Here is a 21622-nt window from a genome sequence, read left to right as displayed (position 1 = left end):
GCATGAGCACGAACCAGTCGCCCCGGCGCAAGATGGGATTCTGGATGTGCCTGGCGCTGGTGGTCGGCAACATCATCGGCTCCGGTGTTTATCTTCTGCCGGCTTCGCTGGCTCCCTACGGGCTGAACAGTGTCTTCGGCTGGATCATCACTTGCGGTGGCGCTGTTGCGCTGGCTGCCGTATTTGCGCGCCTGGCGAAGGTGTTTCCAACGGCCGGCGGACCCTATGTGTATGCACGTGTCGCGTTCGGCAATGGCACGGGCTTCCTCATGGCATGGGGCTATTGGATGGGAATCTGGGTGGGTAATGCCGCCATCGCAATCGCGACCGTGGCTTATCTCGCCGAGTTGGTGCCGTGGATCAAGCAGACGCAGGGCGGCCCCGCGTTGGCGTCTTTGGCGATCATCTGGCTGCTCACCTATGTGAACTGGCGCGGCACGCGGCAAATGGGCGGCTTGCAGATCGTTACGACCTTACTGAAGCTGATGCCACTGGTCGCCATCATCGTGCTCGGGTTGTGGCTGCTGACGACTGCTGATGCGGCCGTGATCAAAGTCGAACCGGTGCCGTTCTCGCCGGCGGCCATCAATGCGTCGGCGACGCTCACCCTGTGGGCGTTGCTGGGATTGGAGTCGGCGACCGTGCCGGCCGGCCGCGTGGAAAAACCCGAGCGCAACGTGCCGCTGGCGACGCTCTGGGGCACGATCATCGCCGCCTGCATCTACATACTCGCGTGCTCCGTGGTCGTGCTGTTGGTGCCCGGTACGCAACTGGCCGAGTCCAGCGCGCCTTTTGCCGACGTGGTGCGCATGTTCTGGGGCGATGGCGTGGCCGGCACGCTGGCCTTGTTTGCTTTCATCAGCGGCTTCGGCGCGCTCAACGGCTGGATCCTGTTGCAAGGAGAAATGCCGCGAGTGCTGGCCAACGAAGGCATCTTTCCGAAGATCTTTGCGCGACAATCGCCGCATGGCACGCCGGGCGCATCGTTGGTGATCACCAGCGCCTTGCTGAGCATGGTGGTGCTGATGAATTACAGCCGCACCATGGTGCAGATCTTCACTTTCATTGTGCTGGTCTCGACATCGACTTACCTGGTCATGTACCTGTGCTGCGCGCTGGCCGCGCTCAAGCTGTGCTGGAATGGCTCGCTGGGCGAGACCGGCCGGCGGCTGTCGCCGGTAGTGCTCGTGGCCATGGTCGCGGCCCTTTATTCCATCTGGACGCTGTTCGGCGCCGGTGCCGAGGCCTTCTGGTGGAGTATCGCGCTGTTCGCCACGGGATTGCCGGTTTATTGGCTGCACGCCGCGCGCGCCTCCCTGGCGGTGAACTCCAATTCCGATTAGCTGTCAATTCGCTGGCGGCAGTGCATACTGTCCGCGAATGCAACCGGTTACACTCCGGCAACTACGGGACGACTCATAAATTCGACGCCATCGCAGCCACGGTGGAAGAGGGGGTTGGATGAACGAGAATACCTACGACGCCATCGTTGTCGGCACCGGCATCAGTGGCGGCTGGGCGGCCAAGGAATTGACCGAAAAGGGCTTGAAGACGCTGGTGCTGGATCGCGGCCGGATGGTTCGGCACGTCGCCGACTATCCCACCGCCACCAAGGATCCGTGGGACTTCCCCTATGCCGGGCGAGCCACCGCCGAGGATCTGCAGAGGCAGGAAACGGCCGCGCGCACCGGTTATGCCATCACGCAGGCGACCAAACATTGGTTCGTCGACGACACCGAGTTTCCATACACCGAGGTGAATCGCTTCGACTGGGTTCGCGGCTATCACGTCGGCGGCCGCTCCATCATGTGGGGCCGGCAGAGCTATCGCTGGAGCCCGATGGATTTCGAGGCCAACGCCAGGGATGGGATCGCGGTCGACTGGCCGATCCGCTACGACGATCTGGCGCCCTGGTACGACCATGTGGAGCAGTTCATCGGCGTCAGCGGCCAGACCGAAGGCCTGCCGCAGTTGCCGGACGGCAAGTTCCTGCCGCCGATGGAGATGAACTGCGTCGAGAAACATTTCAAGCAAGTGGTGGCGGACAAATTCGGCCGTCCGATCACCATCGGGCGAGTTGCGCATTTGACCGCGCCGTTGGCGCACAGTCCGCAGCGGGGCACTTGCCAGTATAGGAACATGTGCATTCGCGGCTGTCCGTTCGGCGCGTACTTCAGCAGCAACTCGAGCACGCTGCCGGCCGCGGAGAAGACTGGAAACATGACGCTGCGGCCGAATTCCATCGTCTACGAAATCATCTATGACGAGAAGAAGGAACGCGCCACCGGCGTGCGCGTGCTCGATGCCGAGACGCGGCAGCAGACCGACTTCTTCGCCAAGGTGATTTTTCTGTGCGCGTCCACGTTCGGCACCACGCAGATCCTGCTGAGCTCCACCTCCAGCCGCTTCCCTAACGGCTTCGGCAACGACAGCGGCGAGCTGGGCTGCAACATCATGGACCATCAACTGGAGGTCGGCGCCGGCGCCATGGTCGACGGCTACGAGGACAAGTACTACACCGGCCGCCGGCCCAACGGCATTTACATTCCGCGCTTCCGGAACATCGGCAAGGACAAGCGCGATTACATCCGAGGTTTCGGCTATCAAGGCGGCGCTTCTCGCGGCGGGTGGACCGGCTTGATGCTCGAGACCACGCTAGGCGAAGAGCTGAAGGAGCGCGCCGCGCAGCCCGGCCCTTGGTATATGCGAATCGGCGGTTTTGGCGAGATCCTGCCGTATCACGAAAACCGTGTGACGCTCGATCACTCTCGCAAGGACAAGTACGGCATGCCGGTGTTGAAGTTCGATGCGACGCTGAAGGCAAACGAGCTGGCCATGCGCAAAGACATGGCCAATGATGCTGCGGAAATGCTCGAAGCCGCCGGCTATCGCAATGTGCGCACTCACGATCGCGAGATGGGCGTGGGTCTGGGCATTCACGAGATGGGCACGGCACGCATGGGCCGCGATCCCAAGACCTCGGTGCTCAACAAATGGAATCAAGTGCACGCCTGCAAGAACGTCTATGTGACCGATGGCGCGTGCATGACGTCGGCGGCATGCCAGAACCCGTCGCTGACGTACATGGCGCTGACGGCGCGTGCCGTAAATCACGCCGTCGAAGAGCTGAAGCGGATGAACATCTGAGGTCGCGCATGAATACCAATCCCGGCATGAAAGTCGATTCCGTGGAATCTGGCGGCCTCACTCTGAATCGACGCCAGGTATTACAACGAGTCGCGTACCTGATGGGTGGCGCGATCTCGGCACCCGCGGTGATGGGTCTGCTCAATGGTTGCTCGCCGAAGCCATCGGAGGCGTCATGGCAGCCCGTGTTTCTCACCAAGGCGCAGAGCGCGCTGGTGGGCGCTGTCGCTGAAATCATCATCCCGCGCACCGATACGCCGGGCGCGCTCGATGTCGGTGTGCCTGGCTTCATCGATACTATGCTGAACGATGTTTATACGCAGGAAGATCGCGAACGCTTTCTAGCGGGCTTGAAGGAGTTCGACGACGCTGCACGTGCCGCCCACGGCAAGGCATTCGTCGATGCGAACAAATCACAGCAGACGGAGCTGGTGCGGCAGTTTCACGATGAAGCGGTCGCGGTCGAGCTCGCCTACGATCCGCGGCCCAAGACGCTGAAACGGCCGTTCATCCTGCTGACCAAGGAACTGACGTTGCTGGGTTTCTTCTGCTCGGAGCCCGGCGCCACGCAAGTGCTGCAGTATGTCCAGGTGCCCGGTGGCTATCAGGCCTGCGTGCCGTTGGCGGAAGCAGGTAACGGCAAGGCGTGGGCGCCGGAAGTGATGGGCCGGTTCTAAGGCTCAACGACGCAGCAGCCGGCGGCGCAGGAAGCCGCTGGCGCTGGTCGACTCGAACATTACCAGCAAGCCCAGCGCTACCAGCAGCGGCAGGATTTCAAATACCGCGCGATACGCGAGCACGGCGCCGAGCAGCTTCGCGGGCGGTACTTGCGGCAACATCAACAACAGCGCCGCTTCCAACACGCCGAGCCCGGCGGGCACATTGCTGAGTTGGCCGGCGACGAAGGCGATGCAATAGATCGCAATGAAGGCCGGCCAGCTCATGCCCAGCTCCTCGGGCATGAACAGATAAAGAATTCCCGTCATCAACGAGATCTGCACCAGTCCGACGCCGAGCTGCAGCGAGGCGTTGCGCACACTGGGCACCGGCAGTGCCTGGCCGCGTATCACCAGCGGTTCCTTGCGACGGAGCACGAATGCAAGCCAGCCGATGTCCTTGGCGAGGCCGATTGCGCCCAACGTCAGCACGACGCCAGTGGAGAGTCGCAGGGCCCCGGCTGCCGTTTCCGCATTGAGCAATAACGACAGATCGATCAGCCAGCCGACAGCAAAGAAATAAGGCATCGCGGCCAGCACCACGATGGATGCGACCTCTCTCGCCGATAGTCCGGCAGGCGCATACATTCGATATCGCAGAGCGCCGCCGCTGACCAGCGCGAGACCGATAGCGCGCCCGAGAGGATTGGCGATGAGCGCCGTCCGGAACGCCACCGCGTACATTTTGCGCCCGCTGGCCAGGCGCACGGCCACGCCTTCGTAAAATCCCACCAGCGAGAAGATGCCCATGCTGAACAGCAATCCCAGCATGACCGTGCCTGCCGGCAGCGCCAGCAGCTGCTGTTTCACGTCCTGGAAGTCGATGCTTCGCAGCCGATCGGTCAGCACCCATGCCGCCAGGCCGAGCATCGGAATCCACAACAGCGGCGCCCATTTCTTCATGCCATGTCTATGCGAGTGAATCCGGCGACCGAACCGGTCCTCGATCATCTCAAATCCGCCGCTTCGCGCATCAGACACAAGCCGATGCAAGATCTTCACGGCCGACCCACCGACGCTTCGCCCGCCATCGAGTGTCATCCCGTGGCCAATTTCCACCGCAGCCCCTCCCGGCCGCGTTATCCCGCTTGCGCGATGCAGGCGTCTGCACCGCGCGCGCCCGGTTTTATGACCGACGTTGTCACCATTTCAAATAGAAGAAAAATCAAACATATATATGACAGGAACAAAGTTCCTGACGCCGAGCATTGACAACGATAGACAGGCGGTCGCAAGATCGGCCCGGCAGTGCAAGGACGCCCGGCGCCTCGCGGCTCGAAGGTGGCTTCGGCATCGTCAACCTGACGACGCGCAGTCCGTTCTCGCTCGGTCGGGGAACGAACATCGCCGACAACCTGCCGGGTGCGCGGCACGTTCGGCGGGGCGACTCGCTAGCCCTGCTTCCGAATTTGCAGAAGAGGGGCCTCCCGCCTCATTCTGCATTGGGCACGGCGCAGGGATGCGTCGTGCCATTTTTCATTTTTTGTGACAACAGCATTCCGGCTCGTGTCGCCATCGGTCCGGGCGGTTCGTCATGGCATCGGACAGGGATGCTGTCCGTCACTCTTCGGGAGCTCGCCATGGCCGAATATCTGTTTTGCTGCACGAAGATCCCGCTCGAACCCGCGATTTCAGCCCGACGCAGATGCAGGCCCTGATCCAGTCCCGTGGCAACTTTGAATCGGGTCATTGCGTTACGCCATGCGCGAGGCGCGGAAGAGGCATTGAGGACATTGCGAGCCTGCGACGAACCGCATGCGATTCAGGATACGATGCTGTACCACGCCGCACTTGGGGAGTTGCACACGGCGTTGGAGGAGCACGAGCAGGCTGCGGCTGCGTTCAATTCCGCGGCGGCATTGGCGGAGAGCGACACGCTGGCGGAGTTATTCCGCCGTCGCGCACGCAAGCCATGACATTACTGGCAGCCATCGTTGAAACATCTGCCAGGGTCGCGGCTACGTCGGCGCGATTGGCGAAGGTGCGGGAGCTGGCGGCGTGCCTGCGTCAGTTCCAACCGGACGAGATCGTCGTTGGCGTCGCTTATCTCTCCGGTGAAACGCCTCAGGGGAAGTTCGGCATCGGATATTCGGTGCTGAAGAATGCCAGTAGCGGAACATCAGCGAGCGAGTCCGTCCTGTCCGTGCTGGAAGTCGACCGGCGGCTCACCGAGATTGCGAGTATTCGCGGTACCGGCTCCACGAATCGCCGCGCCGAGGCACTGCGCGAGTTGTTTTCACGGGCCACCGATGTCGAGCAGCATTACCTGATGCGACTGCTGATCGGGGAGCTGCGTCAAGGCGCGTTAGCGGGCGTGATGGTCGATGCGATCGCGGCCGCGGCCCAGATCACTGTCGATAAAGTTCGCCGTGCCGCCATGTATGCAAAGAGCTTGGGCGCCGTGGCTCATGCGGCGCTCGTTGAAGGCGAAAGCGCGTTGGCCAACTTTCAGCTGGAGCTTCTTTCGCCCGTCGCGCCGATGCTCGCGCAAACGGCCGCGGATGTGGGCGAGGCGCTGGAGCAACTGGGTGACGACGCCGCTTTTGAATGGAAGATGGACGGCGCGCGCATTCAAGCGCACAAGAGCGGCGACTCCGTTCATATCTATACGCGAAGTCTCAACGATGTGACCGCCGCCATTCCGGAGATCGAGGCAATAGTCAGAGCGCTGCCTGCGCGCGAAGTCATTCTGGATGGAGAAGCCATTGCATTTACTGCTGCCGGCCGGCCGCATCCGTTTCAAATCACGATGCGTCGCTTCGGTCGCAAGCTGGACGTGCAGAAGCTGCAAGCCGAGTTGCCGATGCGCGCGTACTTTTTTGATTGTCTGCGTCTGGGTGATCAGAGTCTGGCCGATCGTCCGACCCGCGAGCGCAATGAGGCGCTGGCGCGCGCAGTGCCGGCGGAATTCATCATTCCACGCCTGGTAACCGCCTCGGAGCAGGAAGCCACCGCGTTCTATGACGCGGCCATCGCGGCCGGACACGAAGGCCTCATGGCGAAATCGCTTTCGGCACCTTACGAGACCGGCAATCGCGGTGCGAGCTGGCTCAAGATCAAACGCGCGCACACGCTGGATCTGGTCGTGCTCGCGGCGGAGTGGGGACATGGCCGTCGCACCGGCAAGCTCTCGAATCTGCATCTTGGTGCACTCGATCCGGCGAGCGGCGAATACGTGATGCTCGGCAAGACCTTCAAGGGCCTGACCGATGCCATGCTGGAATGGCAGACCAAAGAGTTCCTCGCGCGTGAAACGCATCGCGACGACTGGACCGTGTACGTGCGACCGGAGCTGGTGGTGGAGATCGCTTTCAGCGATCTGCAGGCGAGTCCTCGTTATCCGGGCGGCCTGGCGCTGCGCCTTGCCAGGGTGAAACGTTATCGCGACGACAAGCCGCCCGGGCAAGCGGACACGATGGAGTCGGTGCGCAAGATCTTCGAGGCGCAGGCCGGCTGATCGCGAGCTAAGTCGAAGCGGATACTTGCGACGGCAGCGGCGCTGCACGCCGCAGCGGTTGCCTGCGCCAATGGGTCAGCGATCGCCACAACCATTCCATGGGACCATAGCGGAAATGGTGCAGCCACAGCGGGCTCCACACCAGTTGTACGATCCAGATCGCGAGGGCCACGTAATACAGCTCGTGTCGCGCCAGCTGTCCGTACCATGCGAGCCCCGCGCCCGTGAAGATGAAGAGGCAGAACAGACTCTGCGAAAGATAGTTTGTCAGTGCCATCTGCCCCACCGAGGCGAGTACGCGCGATGCGCCGGAGAACCATCGCGCTCGATGTAACAACGCGATCAATCCGAGATGTCCTACGGTCATTGGAATACGGCCCAGGTCGTAGGTGGTGAACGTCCGTAGCAACACTTCGGGCGAGAACTGCTCGCTTTCAATCTGCCGCAGCTCCGACAGGTTCACGCTCAACCCGATGACGTAGCCGATCACCATCATCGCAAGATACACGCGCGTGGAGCGAGTGCCCGCAAGCACGCCCAGCTTCAGCAGCGCCATGCCGAACAGCATCATGCCCAGGCATTCGACCAGGCCGTGTCGAAAGAAAAACTCGCTCTGCATGTAGCGCGTATCGCCGCTGAGAGCGGCAAAGGCGGATGCATAGCTTTGCCGCACCTTGGCCACGTGCGCTTCCAGATTCTCGCGCGGCGGCCGGAACTCGCTCAGCAAGGCATTGAAAGCGTCGAGCGCTTCCTGATCGCCATCCGTCATCGGCAGACCCTCTGCCTGGCGAGCGCTGGCGGCCTGCGCGAGTGCCTGCATCTCGCGAAAGTCCTGCCACTCCGAGACGCTGATCAGTGTTTGCAGGATCATGAACGCCGCGGCCAGCAGCAAGAGCCGGCGCGGCGCCAGCTTGCGGAACACGAACAATATGAGTCCGGCGATGCCGTAGTAGAACAACACATCGCCGCTCCACAGCAGCAGGTAGCCATTGATCAGGCCGAACACGATCAGCCAGAGCAGGCGGCGAAAATAGAGACTCGTCGGCCGCGCGCCGGGCGTGCGAGCCGCGTGGCGTTCCAGGAACAACAAGGCGCTGGCGCCGAACAGCATTGTGAACAAGCCGCGTTGCGTGCCCTCGACGAACAACGACATGATTCGCCACACTGTGAAGTCGATGTGCGACTCGGCGCCCCATATCGTTGGATCGTCATAGGCGTAGGGCAGGCCGAATCCGGTGACGTTCATCAGCAGGATGCCGAGCACGGCGATGCCACGCGCGACATCGAGCAGTCCGATGCGACTTTCGTCAGCAGTGGGGACGAACTGGGAGGGCATGACGAGGGCGACCAGTGAGGTGCCAGTGCTGTGTGGCCAGTCTGCCCTTAAAATGCGCGCCATGGAAACAACTTCTCGCACCTGGAAGATCGAGCTGCACACCCTGGCGTCCAGCACGCTCACCGATCAACAGTTCCTGACCGGCCAGCGCGACGGCCGCCCGGTGACTCTGAGCGGCGCCTTGCGCCTGCCGCCGGGCATGGCGAAAGTGCCCGCGGTCGTGCTGATGCACGGTTCCGGAGGGGTGTCGGGTGTGGTCGATGAGTGGGCCCGCTGGCTGACCGATCGAGGCATCGCCAGCCTGATGCTCGATTGCTTCACCGGCCGCGGCCTCGACACGACGTTTGCGAATCAGGAGCAGCTCGGCCGGCTGGCGATGATCATCGATGCCTATCGCGCGTTCGACATGCTGGCGACACATCCGCGCATCGACAGTAGTCACATCGCTCTCATGGGCTTTTCGCGTGGCGGACAAGCGGCGCTCTACTCGGCCGTGCAGCGGTTTCGGGATATGCACGGTCCAAAACTGGGCGACTTCGCCGGTTATGTCTCCTTCTATCCGGCATGTCACAGCCGCTATCGCGGCGATGAGCGCCTGGTGGACCGTCCCATCCAGGTGTTGCATGGGACGGCGGATGACCTGAACCCCATCGGTCCATGCCGCGATTTCGTGTCTCGCGCCCGCCAGGCGGGCGCGACCATTGAATTGCATGAATTCCCTGGCGCCCGGCACGTGTTCGACTGGCCGCTCCTGGCGCAACCAGTGGTCTTGCAGGGCGTGCGCTCGAATAGCGGCGCCATGCTGGTGGAGGGAGATGACGGGGCGCTGTACCTGGAGGGAACCACCCTCGCCGCGGCCGATGCCATCGACCGGTTTACATTGAACCCGACTCTGGGTCACGACCCCGAGGCGCTCGCCGGCGCCCAGCGCATCGTCGACGCTTTCATAAGGCAAGTTTTGCACGCTTGAAGCGCGCCCGTGTCGGACGAATCCGGCACAATAGCGTTCTTTCGCCTTCCCCAATTGCCCCACTGCCCTGCAGGGAATCCTCAAGTGAGCTTGCCGCTGTCCGCCGCGCTGATCATTTTCATCGTCACCATCGCCACCAGTCTCGTCGGCCTGTACGGCAACACCCGGCTGATCGATCGCAGTCTGTTCCGGCCCTACTGGTTCCTGCGCCGGCAGCAGTACGACACCATCGTGCTCAGCGGCCTGGTGCACGCCGACCTGATGCACCTCATTTTCAACATGATGACGTTCTACTTCTTCGGCTTCCTGCTGGAGCGCGCCATCGGTCCGATGCATTTTCTGTTGTTATATGCCGCCGGCCTGCTGGTCAGTCATCTGGGCACCTATTACAAACAGAAGAACAATCCCGAGTACGCCTGCCTGGGGGCCTCGGGCGCCATCTCGGCGGTGCTGTTCGCGGCCATCGTGTTCTTTCCCGATCAATCGCTGTTCATCATTCCCATTCCGGTGCCGATTCCTGCACCGCTATTCGGAATCGGTTATCTCGCCTACACCTGGTATGCCGCGCGCCATCCGCATGGCCGCATCAATCACGACGCCCACTTGGGGGGTGCAATCACCGGCCTGGTATACGTCGCGTTGCTCGAGCCGCGCGCGTTCAGCTATTTGTTTGCTAGTTTGTTTTGATGTTTCGTTGCTGCAGTACGCGCGTTGCAAGAGAGCAAACATCGCGCCGCACTAAATGAGTGATGCGTCAATGTCGCGCTCATGATGCGACATTGCGGCAGTCAAAAAGCATGCAATGCTTCTCGATGTATACTGCGATTTACGTTCAGTATATAGACGTATTGGCGCAACCCTGATCGGTGCTACGTTCCGACCTTCTCGCCAGGAGAGGTCCCGATCATGGAAAGAACAAGGATCGATGCGTGCAGTGCCCGTCATTTGTCTGCCGGCTGGTGTGTTCTGCCGGCAACATTCCTGGTGTGTTGCCTGCCCGCGGCAGCCGGAGAAAGTCAGCCCGAAGAGGTCGTAGTTACCGGCTCGCGCATTCGGCAGAACCCTGTCGAGAGCGTGGCGCCTTTGCAGACAGCCACTGCCGCGGATATCGATCGCAGTGGTGAAATTTCGGTCGCCGACTATCTGCAGCGCTTGCCGATTTCCGGATCGGCCATCAATCGCTCCAACAATTCCAGCGGCAATCTCGGCTTCCCGCCCGACGGCGGAGGTATCGGCGCCGGCTCGAGCGAAATCGACTTGCGCTATCTCGGCTCCAAGCGTGTGCTGGTGCTGGTTGACGGCAAGCGCTGGGTGCGCGGCTCCTCGGCGAGCGGCGTATCGGGCGCGGTGGATCTCAACACCATTCCCACCGCGGCCATCGCTCGCATCGAGCTGCTGCAGGATGGTGCCTCGCCAATCTATGGCTCCGACGCCATCGCCGGCGTCGTCAATATCATCACTCGTTCCGACTTCGACGATTTCGAGCTCGAAACCAATCAGGGCGCCTTCGACGAGGGCGACGGCTACACGCAGGACTACAGCATTTCGTTCGGCGGCAGTGGCGAGCGCAGTCGGGCGTTCTTCTCGGCCAGCTTCTCGCGGCAGGACGCGGTCCTTTCCCAGGATCGTGCGCTATCGCGCGCAATCATTTATGGCGCGCCTCCGGGCGTGGGCGGCAGCGGGTTCACGCCCCAAGGACGTTTCATATTTCTAGACCCGCGTGGCGACGTGGATGGCAACGGCGAGCCGGATGTCCTCGACCTCACGCTCAACAATGGCGTGGTCAATGATGGCGTGACGCGGCCAGTCTTCGATCCGAACAATCCGACGGGCGGTGACTTTCACGCGTTCGGCACCGCGGACCGGTTCAACTATCGGCCCTACAACTATCTGGTCACGCCCAATCGACGTGTGAATCTGTTCGGCAAGGCTGAATACGATATCTCGGACAGTGTCGAGCTGCGCTTCACGGCGGCGTATACCAATCGCAGATCGGACAATCGCGCAGCGCCGAATCCGTTGCCGATGGGCTCCGACGCGGGCGCGGGTTTCTATCTCGATAACGTTTTCATCCCGGCCGAGCATCGCTACAACCCGTTCGGCATCGATCTGGACGGCAGGAGCAATCTCATCACCATCGGCCGGCGGCCGCTGGAAGCCGGCCCGCGCATCTTCGAGCAGGACGTCGACTCCTACATGATCTCGGGCACGTTGAGCGGCGAGTTACAGCTGGCTTCGCGACCGATGTTCTGGGACGTGAGCATCAATTGGGGCCGTAACAACGCCTCGCAGCAAGGTCACAACATTTTCAATGCTCGCAAGCTGGCGCTGGCGGTCGGACCCGAAGCCGACTGCCTGGCCGTGCCCGGCTGCGTGCCGTTCAACATCTTTGGCGGCCAGGGCGCGAACGGCGAGGGCAGCATCACGCAGGAAATGCTCGACTGGGCCACGTTCACGCAGAACGATCAGAGCGAGCAGGAGCTCAGCGACATCATCGCCAACGTCAGCGGCGATCTGTTCGACTTGCCAGCCGGTCCGTTCGCCTACGCGCTGGGGTTCGAGTATCGCAAGGAAGAAGGCTCGTTCACGCCGGATGCAACAGTGCAGGCGGGCGAGACCGCCGACGTGCCCGCCCTGCCCACCGCCGGTGAGACGCAGGTGCGAGAAGCGTATCTGGAATTGCGAGCACCGATACTCGCGGATGTTCCGGCGCTGCGACGGCTCGAGTTGTCGGCGGCGGTGCGTTCCTCCGATTACGATCGCATTGGCCGGGACGAAGTCTTCAAGGGCGGTTTGTATTGGCGCGTGATCGACGATCTGGCGTTGCGCGCCAGCTATGCCGAAGGCTTTCGGGCGCCGAACATCGGCGAGCTGTTCAACACGGGTTCGCGTTTCGACAGCCAGATCAACGATCCGTGTTCCTCCTATGCCACCAACGGATCGCCGACAGTGCAGGCGAACTGCGCGGCGCTCGGCGTGCCGACGTCGTTCGTGCAGATCAACCCGCAGATCAGTGTGCAAACCGGCGGTAACGAGGACTTGCAGCCGGAGACTTCAGAAACCATCAACATCGGCTTTGCCTACAATCCGTCCTGGGCCGAGAACGCGGGTTGGATCGACCAGCTCACGTTCGATGTGAACTACTACGACATCAAGCTCGAGAACGCCATCCAGGCACTGTCGGCTCAGATTCAACTGACCAACTGCGTCAACACGCTCGCGCCCTTGTTCTGTGATGGCATCGTCCGCGGACCGGGCGGCTCGATCACTGCGTTCGCCAACCAGCTCACCAACATCGGCCGCATCGAAACCGACGGCTTCGATTGGACGGTGTTGCTGACGACGCCCGAGCTCGGCAATTTCGGCTCGCTGCGCTTCCAATGGTCCAACACGTACCTGGCGGGCTACAAGGAATTCACGCTGGGATTGAACGGGCTGGTGCCCACCGAGCGTGCCGGGACTGAAGTCGGCTCGCCGATCCGCGGTTACGTCCGTTACAAGTCGACGTTGGCGGCCGACTGGCTGTTCCGCGAGTTCGTCACGTCGCTGACGTTGCGCTACTTCAGCGATCTGACCGAGCAATGTGCCGGCGCCCTGGTCGACAACGGACTGGAAAGCCTGTGCTCCGATCCGGTGCGACTGTTGAACGAGATGGACAGCAAGGTCTTCACCGACCTGCGCCTGAGCTGGACGCCGCCGATTCTGGATCAGCAGCTGCAACTGGCCATCGGCATCAACAATGTGCTCGACGAAGATCCGCCGCCGTGCCTCAGCTGCGATCTGAACAACTTCGACGGCACGATCTATCCCGTGCCGGGCCGATTCTTCCACGCCAGAGCCGCGCTCAAGTTCTGAACGCAGCACCAATAAATCCAACAGGAGAACCCCATGAACAAGCACAACGTAGTGCTACTGGGCGCAGTCGCCGCTGCGCTGGGAATGGCAATGACGCCGCGAGTGGCGGCGCCAGGAGAACCCGCAGCAGCGGCGGATCAGCGCATTCTGGCCGAGATCATCGTCACCGCGCAGAAGCGAGAGACGGCGCTGCAGGATGTGCCGTTCTCGGTCGCGGCGGCAAATGAACAGCAGATCCGCGATTCGGGCTCCGGAAATATCGTCGAACTGTCGCGCAACTTCGCCGGCCTGACCATTACCGATCTCGGTCCGGGCCAGAGCCAGGTTGCCATCCGCGGCATCAGCGCCGGGCAGGTAGTGCGCGATCAGCCCGGCGTGAAGGAATCGGTCGGCGTGTATCTCGACGAGTCGGCGATCTCGGTGGCGCTGTTCACGCCGGACCTGGACCTGTTCGATCTGGAACGCTTCGAAGTGCTGCGCGGTCCGCAAGGCACGTTGTTCGGCGCCGGTTCATCGGCGGGTACGGTTCGTTACATCACCCGTAAGCCGCAGCTCGGCGAATTCCAGGGCGCCGTCGAAGTCGGCGGCTACACCGGCACCGATACCGATTGGGGCGGTGGCTTGAAAGGCATGATCAACGCGCCGCTGGGGGATATCTCCGCGATTCGCCTGGTCGGCTACCACAACGAGCAGGCCGGCTTCATCGACTCCTACTACCCGGGACGCGCGGTGCGAAAGGATGTGAACAGCGGCGAGAAGAGTGGTGCACGCGTGGCGGTGCTCATCCAACCCAGCGACACCATCTCCATTACGCCGCGCGTCGTCTATCAGAAGCTGGAAACGGACGGTTATCCGCGTATCGATGTTTATAACATTCTGGGCAATCCGTTCACGACGACGGAACCGCCCGTGAATCCGGGCGAGCGTGGCCAGGTCACGCAGTTTCGCGAAGGCATCGACGATGAGCTCGCGCTGGCCGACCTGACAATGGAGTTCGGCCTCGGCGGCCTGACGCTGACTTCCATCAGTTCGTACACCGATCGCGATCTGACGGTACTGCGCGATGCGACCCAGCTCACCGGCAGCGTCACGCTTTCCTTCGACGGCGGTAGAGGCATCGCGACTTCCGCCGACGTGCGCCTGAACTCGCCCTTGTACGACACCACCTCGCTCAAATCCTTCAGCCAGGAAATTCGCCTGGCCTCCGATGGCGGCGGCAGGTTCGAGTGGCTGGTAGGCGCGTTCTATCAGGAAATCGACCGCGACTATGGCCAGACGCTGCCGACCCCCGGCTACGACGAGCTGTCGGTGCGGCTCGGTCGCTTGCCCAGCTCCGGCTACAACGCGCCGCCCGATACTCCGTACTATTCCCGCGTGCCGTATGACTTCAGCCAGTTCGCGCTGTTCGGTGAAGGCACGGTGCATTTCAACGAGCAATGGAGCCTCACCGGCGGCCTGCGCTATTACGACTTCGAGGAGGATCGCCTGCTGACCTTCGCCGGCTCGTTCGCCGATTTCGGCTACACCAATCAGCCTGGCGAAACCAGCTCGGATGGCTTTTCGCCGCGCGTCATCCTGTCTTTCGAACCGAACGACGATGTGCTGCTCACAGCACAGGTCGCGCGCGGCTTCCGCTTGGGTGGCATCAACGATCCGCTGAACGTCTCGCTGTGTGAGCCGCCCGACCTGGCCACGTTCAGCGGCCAGCCGACCTTCGAGGACGAGACCGTGTTGAACTACGAACTCGGCGCCAAGACGATGCTCGCCGATCGACGCGTCACGCTGAACGCCTCGGTGTTCTACTCCGATATCGACGATCTGCAAGTGATCGCCGACGCGGGCTCGTGTTCATCCCGCATCGTGCTCAACGCGCAGGCTGAAGCAATCGGTGCGGAGCTGGAGTTGTTCGCACGGCCCAACGAGTACTGGGACTTTGGAGTCTCGGCTACGTATGTACAGGCGGAGATCACCGAATCGCGCTTGAACGCGGCCGGCGCGCCGATCGCGGGTATTCGCGACGGCAATCGTCTGCCCACCTCGCCGGAGTTTCAGGCCGCGGCCACCGTCACCTACACCTGGCCATTTTCGCCGACCATGGATGGGTTCGCGAATTTCACCTTCCAGCATGTGGGGTCTTCCTACACTCAGCTGGCCGACCAGGAGCCGCCGACCGGCTGTGTGGGCTGTCCTGGCGCGCCGGGTTTCTTTCTGTTCGGTGACCCCACTATCACTCAGTTCACGTACGATCCGGAGCTGCCCAGTTATGACATCGGCAACTTGCGTTTCGGCGTGAGGGCCGATGCATGGGAGCTCGCCGCGTTCGTCAACAATGTGTGGGACGAGCGTGCGTTCCTGTCGCTCGATCGCGAGCGAGGCACGCGCGCCCGCGTCGGATATCTCACCAACATGCCGCGTAGCTATGGTGTGTCGCTGCGCATGGATTTCTAAGTAAGAGCGACGTCCAAGTAAAAATTTCTAACGACGCCGGTGTGAATTGGCGCCGGCGTTCGCCCCACCCGCGGCAAGCGGTTATCATCGCCGCTCACTTCCTGGCCGAGGATTGGGAATGGCAGATCCACGTCGCACTCTCTGCATCGTTCTGGTGCTTGCTGCGCTAACGGGGTGCGATCGGTCGACGTCGCCGTCCGAGAACAGCGGGCGTGCCACCGAGCCACCGGCACCGGTGGTCAACGTCGAGTGGACCAAGTACGTAGACGAATTCATCGAGAGTTACTTTCGCGCGCGTCCGAGCTTCGCGGTGGCACAGGGGCGGCACGAGTTCGATGGCCAGATGCCGGATTGGAGCGCTGCTGGCATCAAGAAAGAAATCGCCCGGCTGGAGCAGATGCGTGCCAGGGCGGTCGGTTTCAACGACGACAGCCTGGAGCCGGAGCAACAGTTTCAGCGCGACTATCTGGTGAGCCGCATCGATAACGATCTGTTCGCGCTGCGCGAGGCGCGCCAGCCGTTCACGAATCCTGCGTGGTATTTCGATTCCGGTCTCGATCCGAGCACCTATGTCACGACGCCCTATGCGCCGCCGGATGAGCGTGCGCGCGCCTTCATTGCCTATGCGAAGCAGGTGCCCGCCGCGCTCGATCACATCAAGGCGAATCTCGACCTGCCGCTGCCTCGTACCTTCATCGATTTCAGCGTTGCCAGCTTCGGCGGTTTCGCCGAGTTCTATCGCAACGACGTGCCCCAGGCGTTCGCCGAAGTGCACGACCCAGCGCTGAAAAAGGAGCTGATGGCCGCGATCGGACCGGCGGCTGCGGCCATGGAGGACATGGTCAAATGGATGGAGTCGCAGCGCGCGACGGCTAACGATGCTTATGCACTTGGCGCCGAGCGATTTGCAGCGATGCTGCGCATGACGGAAAACGTCGACGTGCCGCTCGATAAGATCGAAGCCATCGGTCGTGCCGACCTGGAGCGCAACCTGTCGGCGATGAATGAAGCGTGCAAGGCTTTCGCGCCCGGCGCGAAGATCGAGGAGTGCGTGCAGCGCGTGGCGGCCGACAAGCCCGAAGGAGGGGTGGTCAGCGGTGCGCGTGCGCAGCTGGAAACGATCAAGAAATACATCCTGGACCACGAGATCGTCAGAATTCCAGGAACGGAGGAAGCCAAGGTCGAGGAAGCGCCGGCTTATAGGCGCCAGAACTTCGCGTATATCAATATTCCCGGGCCGTTCGAGAAGGATCTGCCGTCGGTGTACTACATCGCGCCGCCGGACCCGAAGTGGTCCAAGGCCGAGCAGGACGCGTACATTCCCGGCAAGGCCGATCTGTTGTTCACCTCCATCCACGAAGTATGGCCCGGCCATTTCCTGCAATTCCTGCATTCGAATCGCTCGCCGTGGCGCTTCGGTCAGTTGTTCGTCGGCTATGCGTTCGCGGAAGGTTGGGCGCATTACGCCGAGGAGTTGATGATCGAGCAGGGCATCGCCGCCAAGCAGCCCGAGCTGCACATCGGTCAGCTGCTGAACGCGTTGCTGCGGAACGTGCGCTACATGTGCGCCATCGGTTTGCACACGCAAGGCATGACTGTCGCGCAGTGCGAGCAGATGTTCAGAGAGAAAGCGTTTCAGGACGTCGGCAATGCCCGCCAGCAGGCGGCGCGAGGCACCTATGACCCCGCTTATCTGAACTACACGATGGGCAAGCTGATGATCCGCAAGCTGCGCGACGACTGGGCTGGCAGTCGCGGCGGCCGGCAGGCGTGGAAACAATTCAACGACGAGTTCCTGTCGTACGGCGGCCCGCCGATTCCGTTGGTGCGCTCGCAGATGATGCCGGGACCGGCGGGCGAGCTGTTCTGACTGTCGAGTGCGCGGCTACTTCGAGGTGGACAGCACGCGCAGGTCGCGGGACATCCTGATCGCGTCTTCGATGCCGCTGTAGTAGCCGTCGACGCGGTCGATCTCGCGATAGCCGAGCGCCGCGTAGAAATGGCGTGCTTCCCGCTTGACGGCGCGCACTTCCAGCCGCACCAGAAACAGGCCGGCGATCTTCGCCGTTTCTTCCACCCATTGCACCAGCTGGCGGCCGACACCCTGCCGGCGATATTCGTTCGCCACCCCCAGCAAGGCGATGTGCGCGGACTCATCGCCGTACTGAGCAAGGATGAAGCCGGCCAGGCGGTTGTGATCGCGCGCAATCACTGCGGCGCTCTCGCGCTGGCGCATCAGACCGGCCACGCGCCGGGGCGTCCAACTCCAGGGCAGGTCGGTCTCGACCACATCGCGCGACAGATGAGCGATGGCCGGGGCATCGCCCATGCGGGCTGGACTCAGGGTGATCATGCTCATCGAAAGTCGATATTAACCAACCGGTGTAGCAGCCGAAAGCGGCATGGCGGCTAATGCGAATCAGCTGCCGCCGGTCCGCGAGCCAGCGCCAGATGCGCAAAACGCACGTCCAGCAGGTCCGCCATCACGGCTTCGACGGTGGACCAGCGGCCGCTGCCGCGGCCCTGGATCACCACATCCTGTCCATCCGAGCGTGTTACCAGCAGCCTGTTCCATTCAGGTGGTAACTGGGCCAGCGGATCGCGCGTGTCGAGCGCCTCCAGTTGCAACTGGCCGAACACTCGATGGCTGATTGTCCAAGCGCGCGCGACCCATCGAAGTGTGCAGTTCTCGGTTAGCGCATCTCGTGCTCGGTGTAGCGATTCAGCATCGAGCGGGACTACGTGCCACGCATCCGGATCTCGGCCAAAAGCATGTCGCGCAAGGATCCGCAATTTGCGTACGGCACTTGCTCCTGACAACTCTTCGCGCAGATGGGTGGCGTCGGTTTCGGCGGCTGCGTTCAGCATCAGTTCCTCGAATGCGAAGCCCTTGAGCCAGCGATCCAGAATGTGACTGGCCACGCCGCTGAACACTGCCGCGAGCGAACGGATGTCGCCGTGATGCAGCTCGCGGCGCAATGTTTCGAGCATGGGCGCGCTGCTACCTACTGCGGCGCTATATCGCAGATAAGCATTGCAGCGCGCAGCCAGTGCGCCCAGCTTGCGGCCCATTTCGGCGATCAGCGCGGTGTTGGCGGAAACGACGCTGATGCCGCGCTCGAGGAAATGACCGGCCAGCGAGTGTGCCGGCTCCAGATCGGGAAGGGCCTCGACGACCACGTCGGCCTGAAGATTCATGATCTGGCCCAACGAATCGAACAGCGGCGTGTCCGCATCGGCGTGCTTGCCGCGATCGCGGATCAACGCGCCGACGACGTTGAAATGCTCGTGCATGGCGGCGACGCGCCGATGAATGCCGCTGCCGATTTCACCGCGGCCCAGCAGCAAAACGCGCGTCGGCGTGGTCGACTCGGGATGCGCGGGAGTGCGGCCGAAGCGCCCGATCACCGACTCGTAGGGTGATGCGATCGCAGCCACTTCGGCGCGTGCCGAATACTGATCGAGCAATCGCACAGCCTTCGGTTGAATCAACGTGGTCGCAAGCTCGAGTGCGTCGGCATAGCCGAGCGCCGAGAAGCGCTGCAAAGATGCCGACGATGCCGCCGCCGGGTCGGCTTCGTACACGCCATCGACATCCTTCAACAGGCGACAGCGATTGGCTTGCAATGCGTGCGCCAGGTAAACCGCCGAATGATCCGAGCCGCCCGGCCCCAAGGTCCGCAGACGGCCATCGGCGCCGTAACCGAATCCGGCCAGCACCAGGACCGGCGTGTATTCCAACAATGTCTGCAACTGCTCGACCTGGACCGCCTCGGTGTCGCCGTCGAGCACGGTGCCCGACACGGTCAGGCCCACTTCACGCGGATCGATGACTCTGGCGGGTACGCCGACGCGATCCAGTTCGATGCCCAGCAATGCCGCTGCCTGGCGCTCGCCGCTGGCCAGCAGCTCGGCCATGGCGTGCGGCTGCGGATCGTCCGCCAGCTCGTGTGCCTTGCTCAGCAGTCGTGCCGTCGAATCGCCGAGCGCCGATGCAATGGCGACGATGCGCCAGCCAGCGCGATACCAGCGGTAGATCTCGTGGACGGCCGTGGGCACGTCGGCCTGGCTGCGCAGCACCGAGCCGCCGAACTTCAGCACGATTATGTCGCCCGCCATGCTTCCTCCCCTCGAAACTATAGACGCATGTGCGCCGGATCTCTGCCACCGGTCTCGCGAAAATGATTTGCTCTATGATGCGCGCCCATGCTCCAAGCCATTAAGACGCAATCGGCGATGAAAGTGTGGGCGGTGTTGCTTGCTGCGGCGCTGCTGGTGATTGGTGTCGCCCCGGATCACGCTCGCGCGCAGTCGACACAGTCGCTACGGGACGGTCCCTACATAACGCGGTCGGCCGAGGGTGGCTGGGCGGCCCGATGGATCGGTGGGTCTGCGGTCCGGGAGCGCGCCGTGGAGATCGGCGACATCGTGACGGTCGCGGCAGTCGGCGCGTTTCCAGCATTCGATGTCGAGCTGCGCGGACCGGCCAAACCCGCGCCGGATGAAATCAAGGTTGGCTCGCGTACGCCGCTGTTCGTGATGGCCGATACGCACGGTGAATTCGAAATTGCCGTGCAGCTACTGCAGCGGCACGGCATCGTCGATGAGCGCCTGCGCTGGACCTTTGGCAAGGGACATCTCGCGGTGCTCGGCGATGTCTTCGATCGTGGCCCGAACCACACCGAGCTGCTGTGGCTGATCTACAAGCTGGAGGCCGAAGCGCGGCGCGCTGGTGGTGGTGTGCATCTGGCCATCGGCAATCACGAAGCGATGGTGCTCACCGGCGACGAGCGCTATCTCAATTCCAAATATCCGCGCGTGGCAGCGGTGCTAGGTGTCGAGCGTCACGCGATGTTATGGGATGAGCAGACACTGCTGGGTCAGTGGTTGCGAAGCAAAGCAGCGGTGTTCCGGCTCGGCAATTATTTGTGTCTGCATGGCGGCGTGTCGCGAGAGCTGATCGATCGTGGCTGGACCCTGGCGCAGGTCAATCAAACCTTGCGGGCCGCGCTGACCGGGCCAGCGGCGCGGCTCGACGAAGCCGCTCGATTCGTCCTGGGCGAGTCGGGGCCGTTGTGGTATCGCGGCTACTTCGAGCAGCTGGCTCGACAGGCTGGCTTCGCGCCGGCGAGCCGGGCCGACATCGACCTGATCCGGGAGCGTTTCGGCGTCGAGGCCATTCTGGTCGGCCACACCAGAGTGCCGGCCATCGTCTCTCTATATGAGGGCCGTGTCATTGCAGTGCAGGTCTACCCGCATCGCGAGCAGCACACGCACGCGCCGGTGATGGAAGCCCTGTCGATTCAAAACGGACAAATGTTTCGTGCGAATGCCGACGGCGGCCGTGAGGTGCTGCCGCGCCCTTGACTGTGCAACTCGATCGCGGCTGTCGCAGCGCGGCGGTGGCATTCCAGCGCGATATTCCGGAGCTATTTTCCGCTGAAATTTTTTTGGGGGTTCATCGCGGCCCCTCGACACATCTATACATCCAAGCAGCTCATTCGAAACTGCGAGCCTGCTCACGGGTGCGATGTGATCGTGCTGGTCTCATATCAATCTGCGAGCCTGCCTGTGGGCGATCGAGGCGAGTAAGGTTTTGCGAGTTGGCCCGTTGTTGTCAAAGCCGTCGGTGTCCTCCTGCAGGCCGCGACACAACGATCTCTCAAACTGATGCCCCGACCGTTCACAGGCTT

At 62.4% G+C, this 21622-nt stretch carries 15 protein-coding genes; 11 read left to right on the top strand and 4 right to left on the bottom strand.

What is annotated here, in order from left to right; translation table 11 throughout:
• The first annotated feature begins 2 nt into the window (after positions 1 to 2).
• The 3 genes from VGE08_RS24910 to VGE08_RS24900 all read left to right on the top strand — a co-directional run bounded on the left by VGE08_RS24910 (position 3) and on the right by VGE08_RS24900 (position 3824).
• Positions 3 to 1343, top strand: a complete 1341-nt coding sequence (locus VGE08_RS24910) for an amino acid permease (RefSeq protein WP_331070642.1) — start codon at positions 3 to 5, stop codon at positions 1341 to 1343.
• Between the two features lie 118 nt (positions 1344 to 1461).
• Positions 1462 to 3147, top strand: coding sequence for a GMC family oxidoreductase (locus VGE08_RS24905; RefSeq protein WP_331070641.1), 1686 nt, complete (start codon positions 1462 to 1464; stop codon positions 3145 to 3147).
• 8 nt (positions 3148 to 3155) lie between these two features.
• Complete coding sequence (locus VGE08_RS24900) at positions 3156 to 3824, top strand: gluconate 2-dehydrogenase subunit 3 family protein (protein ID WP_331070640.1); 669 nt, start codon at positions 3156 to 3158, stop codon at positions 3822 to 3824.
• Between the two features lie 3 nt (positions 3825 to 3827).
• On the opposite strand, the gene VGE08_RS24895 is transcribed toward VGE08_RS24900, so the two are convergent.
• On the bottom strand, positions 3828 to 4766 hold the full coding sequence (locus VGE08_RS24895) for a YbhN family protein (protein WP_331070639.1): 939 nt from the start codon (positions 4764 to 4766) through the stop codon (positions 3828 to 3830).
• A 764-nt stretch (positions 4767 to 5530) separates the two neighbouring features.
• On the opposite strand from VGE08_RS24895, the gene VGE08_RS24890 reads away from it, so the two are divergent.
• Positions 5531 to 5779 (top strand): hypothetical protein, encoded by a 249-nt coding sequence (locus tag VGE08_RS24890; RefSeq protein ID WP_331070638.1) that lies wholly within the window; start codon positions 5531 to 5533, stop codon positions 5777 to 5779.
• A complete protein-coding gene (locus VGE08_RS24885) occupies positions 5776 to 7320 on the top strand; it encodes an ATP-dependent DNA ligase (RefSeq protein ID WP_331070637.1) in 1545 nt (514 codons plus the stop codon). Before VGE08_RS24890 ends, VGE08_RS24885 begins: the two co-directional genes overlap by 4 nt.
• 7 nt (positions 7321 to 7327) lie before the next feature.
• Here VGE08_RS24885 and VGE08_RS24880 read toward each other — a convergent pair whose 3' ends face one another.
• Positions 7328 to 8656 (bottom strand): DUF418 domain-containing protein, encoded by a 1329-nt coding sequence (locus tag VGE08_RS24880; RefSeq protein ID WP_331070636.1) that lies wholly within the window; start codon positions 8654 to 8656, stop codon positions 7328 to 7330.
• A gap of 61 nt (positions 8657 to 8717) precedes the next feature.
• On the opposite strand from VGE08_RS24880, the gene VGE08_RS24875 reads away from it, so the two are divergent.
• The 5 genes from VGE08_RS24875 (at position 8718) to VGE08_RS24855 (ending at position 17799) form a co-directional block, all read left to right on the top strand.
• Positions 8718 to 9626 carry a dienelactone hydrolase family protein gene (locus tag VGE08_RS24875; protein WP_331070635.1) on the top strand — a complete coding sequence of 303 codons (909 nt, stop codon included), beginning with the start codon at positions 8718 to 8720 and terminating at the stop codon, positions 9624 to 9626.
• Between the two features lie 84 nt (positions 9627 to 9710).
• Positions 9711 to 10313, top strand: a complete 603-nt coding sequence (locus tag VGE08_RS24870; protein WP_331070634.1) for a rhomboid family intramembrane serine protease — start codon at positions 9711 to 9713, stop codon at positions 10311 to 10313.
• A 219-nt stretch (positions 10314 to 10532) separates the two neighbouring features.
• Positions 10533 to 13481, top strand: a complete 2949-nt coding sequence (locus VGE08_RS24865; RefSeq protein ID WP_331070633.1) for a TonB-dependent receptor plug domain-containing protein — start codon at positions 10533 to 10535, stop codon at positions 13479 to 13481.
• 33 nt (positions 13482 to 13514) lie between these two features.
• On the top strand, positions 13515 to 15929 hold the full coding sequence (locus tag VGE08_RS24860) for a TonB-dependent receptor (RefSeq protein ID WP_331070632.1): 2415 nt from the start codon (positions 13515 to 13517) through the stop codon (positions 15927 to 15929).
• 118 nt (positions 15930 to 16047) lie between these two features.
• Positions 16048 to 17799, top strand: a complete 1752-nt coding sequence (locus VGE08_RS24855; protein ID WP_331070631.1) for a DUF885 domain-containing protein — start codon at positions 16048 to 16050, stop codon at positions 17797 to 17799.
• A 15-nt stretch (positions 17800 to 17814) separates the two neighbouring features.
• On the opposite strand, the gene VGE08_RS24850 is transcribed toward VGE08_RS24855, so the two are convergent.
• A complete protein-coding gene (locus VGE08_RS24850; protein WP_331070630.1) occupies positions 17815 to 18288 on the bottom strand; it encodes a GNAT family N-acetyltransferase in 474 nt (157 codons plus the stop codon).
• A 50-nt stretch (positions 18289 to 18338) separates the two neighbouring features.
• A complete protein-coding gene (locus VGE08_RS24845) occupies positions 18339 to 20048 on the bottom strand; it encodes a hypothetical protein (RefSeq protein WP_331070629.1) in 1710 nt (569 codons plus the stop codon).
• A gap of 87 nt (positions 20049 to 20135) precedes the next feature.
• Here VGE08_RS24845 and VGE08_RS24840 point away from each other — a divergent pair, with 87 nt between their 5' ends.
• Positions 20136 to 21296 carry a metallophosphoesterase gene (locus VGE08_RS24840; protein WP_331070628.1) on the top strand — a complete coding sequence of 387 codons (1161 nt, stop codon included), beginning with the start codon at positions 20136 to 20138 and terminating at the stop codon, positions 21294 to 21296.
• Positions 21297 to 21622 lie beyond the last annotated feature (326 nt).

Source organism: Steroidobacter sp. (assembly GCF_036406195.1).
Classification (GTDB): domain Bacteria; phylum Pseudomonadota; class Gammaproteobacteria; order Steroidobacterales; family Steroidobacteraceae; genus Steroidobacter.
Note: the sequence above shows the minus strand (reverse complement) of the source record. Positions and strands in the feature narration are given on the sequence as shown.